The organism is Intrasporangium sp. (assembly GCF_039812505.1).
Classification (GTDB): Bacteria; Actinomycetota; Actinomycetes; order Actinomycetales; family Dermatophilaceae; genus Intrasporangium_A.
Genome location: NZ_JBDIAQ010000234.1, coordinates 1 through 3,614, shown reverse-complemented (window position 1 = coordinate 3,614; position 3,614 = coordinate 1). Strand labels below are relative to the sequence as shown.

At 71.8% G+C, this 3,614-nt stretch carries 4 protein-coding genes and 1 pseudogene; 4 read left to right on the top strand and 1 reads right to left on the bottom strand.

The genetic code is table 11. The annotated features are described in order from the left end of the window. The 4 genes and pseudogenes from WMI84_RS17510 to mnhG all read left to right on the top strand — a co-directional run. Positions 1 to 387 (top strand): annotated as a pseudogene (locus tag WMI84_RS17510) (hypothetical protein); the annotation flags it as partial. Continuing rightward, a complete protein-coding gene (locus WMI84_RS17505; RefSeq protein ID WP_347354871.1) occupies positions 384 to 1,010 on the top strand; it encodes a Na+/H+ antiporter subunit E in 627 nt (208 codons plus the stop codon). The pseudogene WMI84_RS17510 and the gene WMI84_RS17505, both read left to right, overlap by 4 nt. Then, positions 1,007 to 1,282, top strand: coding sequence for a monovalent cation/H+ antiporter complex subunit F (locus tag WMI84_RS17500; RefSeq protein WP_347354870.1), 276 nt, complete (start codon positions 1,007 to 1,009; stop codon positions 1,280 to 1,282). The genes WMI84_RS17505 and WMI84_RS17500 overlap by 4 nt, the downstream gene beginning before the upstream one ends. Next, positions 1,279 to 1,650: a monovalent cation/H(+) antiporter subunit G gene (gene mnhG / locus WMI84_RS17495; protein WP_347355055.1), complete on the top strand. Its 372-nt coding sequence runs from the start codon at positions 1,279 to 1,281 to the stop codon at positions 1,648 to 1,650. Before WMI84_RS17500 ends, mnhG begins: the two co-directional genes overlap by 4 nt. Positions 1,651 to 2,142: 492 nt before the next feature. Here mnhG and WMI84_RS17490 read toward each other — a convergent pair whose 3' ends face one another. Then, positions 2,143 to 3,264, bottom strand: a complete 1,122-nt coding sequence (locus tag WMI84_RS17490; protein WP_347354867.1) for a GuaB3 family IMP dehydrogenase-related protein — start codon at positions 3,262 to 3,264, stop codon at positions 2,143 to 2,145. Between the last annotated feature and the right edge of the window lie 350 nt (positions 3,265 to 3,614).

The following is a 3,614-nucleotide window of genomic DNA, read 5'->3' as shown; positions in this document are numbered from 1 at the left end:
CCCTTCTCCGACGTCCCTGACGGGGAGGTGACCGGGCAGGCTCCCGTCCCGTCCGAGGCTCTGCCTCCGTCCGAGGCTCCCGTCCCGTCCGAGGCTCTGCCTCCGTCCGAGGCCCCCGTCCCGTCCGAGGCTCTGCGTCCGGCCGCCGGCCCCGGCGGACAGGCCAGGTCGGCGACGGCAACCGCGACCGCCCGTGCCGAGGCGCCGTCGACCAGCCGTGCGATGCCACCGGTCATGGTGGGCGCCACCGCAGCGATGACGGCGGTGGGCCTGGTCATCACGCTCGTCGCCGGGCCGCTGTTCGCCTACACCCAGCACGCTGCCGCCGACCTCATGCAACGCGACCCCTACATCACCAGCGTCCTGCCACCGGGGGTGCGCCGGTGAGCATCGATCCCGGGACCGGCCGGCCGGGCGGCGAGCCACCCGGCGACACCGAGACCAGCGGGGCCAGACCCCGGGGCCCACTGCGCCGCGGCGGCTTCCAGCCCCGCGCCATCCTCGCCGTGGCCGTCGCCTGGCTGCTGCTCTGGGACCGGATCTCGTGGGGCAACATCGTCAACGGCCTGCTCATCGGTCTGGTCGTGACCCTGGCATTCCCGCTGCCCTCGATCGAGTTCGCGGGCCGGATCCGGCCGCTGCGGACCGGATGGCTCATCTTCCGCTTCTTCACCGATCTCGTCGCGGCCTCGATCCAGGTGCTCCGGCTCGCCTTCAGCCACAAGCAGCCGCGCAACGCGGTCATCGAGGTGCCCCTGCGATCCCGTTCCGACTTCTACCTGACGATCACCGCCGAGCTCAACGCGCTCGTCCCCGGCTCGGTCGTGCTCGACGCCAGACGGTCCACCTCGACGCTCTACCTGCACCTGCTCGACATCGGGCGCCCCGGAGCCATCGAGGCGGGGCGCGCCCACGTGTACCGGGTCGAGGAGCGGGTCGTGCGGGCTCTCGGCTCCGACCAGGAGATCGCCGACCTCGAGCGCCGCAAGCATGAGGATGAGGGCGCATGACGACCGCTTTCACGATCGCCGGCATGCTCATGCTCGCCGCCGCCGCGGCCCTGGTCCTCTATCGCGTCTTCCGGGGACCGACCAACCTCGACCGTCTCATCGCGACCGACATCCTGCTCGTCGTCGTCATCTCGGGTGTCGGCATGGAGGCCGCCTGGCACAGACGTGCGACGAGCCTGCCTCTGCTCATGGTGCTGGGCATCGTCAGCTTCGTCGGCGGAGTGGCGATCGCCCGCTTCATGTCGCACGACTCGGACCGGGAGGCGCCGTGAGCTGGACCAGCGTCCTCGACGTGGCGGGCGGCATCAGCCTGCTCCTCGGTGCCTTCATGTGCCTCGCCGGGGCCATCGGGCTGGTCCGCTTCCCGGACACCCTGTCGCGGCTGCACGCGGCCACGAAGCCGCAGACGCTCGGGCTCATCCTGGTCCTGCTGGGTCTGGCCCTGACGATCCGCACCTGGGGCGCGGTGACGACACTGGTCCTGGTCGGCGCGACCCAGTTCTTCACCTCGCCGGTCACCGCCCACCTCGTCGGGCGCTCCGCCTACCGGCACGGCAACGTGCGCAAGGACCTGCTGGTCGTCGACGAGCTGTCCGAGGCCCTGGCCCGCCGCGACGGCACCGACGAACCCTCCCCCTGATCGGGAGCGTGTCGTCCGGATCGTCGCGAGTGCGCTCGCCCCGGTCGAGCAGATCTGGGTTCGCGAACCGGTTTCCGCTCATCGCACGACGATCCGGGCGCCGCTCGCTCGTGAGACGGCCGGAGCGAAACGACTACAAGCGTGGGATAATGGGAGTGACAGCAGGCAATCCGATGTGGGTTGCTCTGTCCTACCCGATGCGCGGGCCTTGCTGACCGGTTGCGGTCCGCCGTTGGCGAGGGTGGGGTCGTCTCTGAGGGGTGGCGGCCCCACCCATGGTCTCGGCCCAGGAGTACCGGCGCACCGACGCCGGGTCGTTCGGGGCGCACCAGCGCACCACGAGAACTGGCCTCGAACGCAGTCCCCGTGGCCGGCCGGGGCCACACACCACGACAACTGCCATCGAACGCAGTTCTCGTGGCCCGTGGACGCCAGACACCACGAAACCGACACCGAACGCAGTTCTCGTGGCTGGACCTGACCAGTGCGCCGTCAGCGGTCGCCGTAGCGCGCCACGACGACCTCGACCCGCTGGAACTCCTTGACGTCGGAGTACCCGGTCGTCGCCATCGCCCGGCGCAGCGCCCCGATGATGTTGGTCGTGCCGTCGGCGTTCCTGCTGGGGCCGAGGAGGACCTCCTCCAGCGTGGCCTGGCGGCCGATCCGGATCCGCTCGCCCCGGGGCAGCTGGGGATGGTGCGCCTCCGGGCCCCAGTGGAACCCGCGCCCCGGCGCGTCGGTGGCCCGGGCCAGGGCGGCGCCGAGCATGACCGCGTCGGCCCCGCAGGCCAGCGCCTTGACGATGTCGCCGGAGGTGCCGACCCCGCCGTCGGCGATGACGTGGACATATCGTCCGCCGGACTCGTCGAGGTAGTCGCGACGGGCCGCGGCGACGTCGGCGACCGCGGTCGCCATCGGGGTGTGGATGCCTAGCGTGGTGCGGGTCGTGTGCGCGGCTCCCCCGCCGAAACCGACCAGCACGCCCGCCGCACCGGTCCGCATGAGGTGCAGCGCCGCCGTGTAGGACCCGGCGCCGCCGACGATGACCGGCACGTCGAGCTCGTAGATGAACCGCTTGAGGTTCAGCGGCTCGGCCTGCCCCGACACGTGCTCGGCCGAGACCGTCGTGCCGCGGATGACGAACAGGTCGACACCGGCGTCGACTACGGTCTTCCACAGCTGCTGCGTCCGCGCCGGCGTCAACGCGCCGGCGACCGTGACACCGGCCCGGCGCAGCTCCTGCAGCCGCTGCGTGATCAGCTCGGGTTTGACCGGCTCGGCATAGATCTGCTGCATCCGGGGGGTGGCCTCGCTCGCCTCGAGCCCGGCGATCTCGTCGAGCAGCGGCGCCGCGTCCTCGTAACGGGTCCACAGGCCCTCGAGGTCGAGCACCGGCAGCCCGCCGAGCCGGCCGAGCGCGATCGCCGTGTCGGGTGAGATGACCGAGTCCATCGGAGCGCCCATCACCGGCAGGTCGAAGTGGTAGGCGTCGATCTGCCACGAGACCGAGACCTCCTCGGGGTCGCGCGTGCGGCGCGAGGGCACCACCGCGATGTCGTCGAAGGAGTACGCCCGCCGGCCACGTTTGCCACGGCCAATCTCGATCTCGGTCACCGGGTCAGCCTAGCGACCGCGCGGGGGCCGTCAGAGTGCCCCGGCGCCCGCACCGATGCCGCCCAGGCCGCTCCGCCCCGAGCGGCCCGCTCACAATCCGACCGCGGCGGGAAAGTGGGAGCCCCTCGACACCGAACCCCGCTCACAATCCGACCGCGGCGGGAAAGCAGGAGCCCCCCGACACCGAACCCCGCCCACAATCCGACCGCGGCGGGAAAGCAGGAGCCCCCCGACACCGAACCCCGCCCACAATCCGACCGCGGCGGGAAAGCAGGAGCCCCCCGACACCGAACCCCGCTCACAATCCGACCGCGGCGGGAAAGTGGGAGCCCCCCGACACCGAACCCCGC

Coding starts and splice junctions, on each gene's coding strand:
- WMI84_RS17500 (WP_347354870.1), top strand. CDS start 1,007: ATGACGACCGCTTTCACGATCGCCGGCATGCTCATGCTCGCCGCCGCC.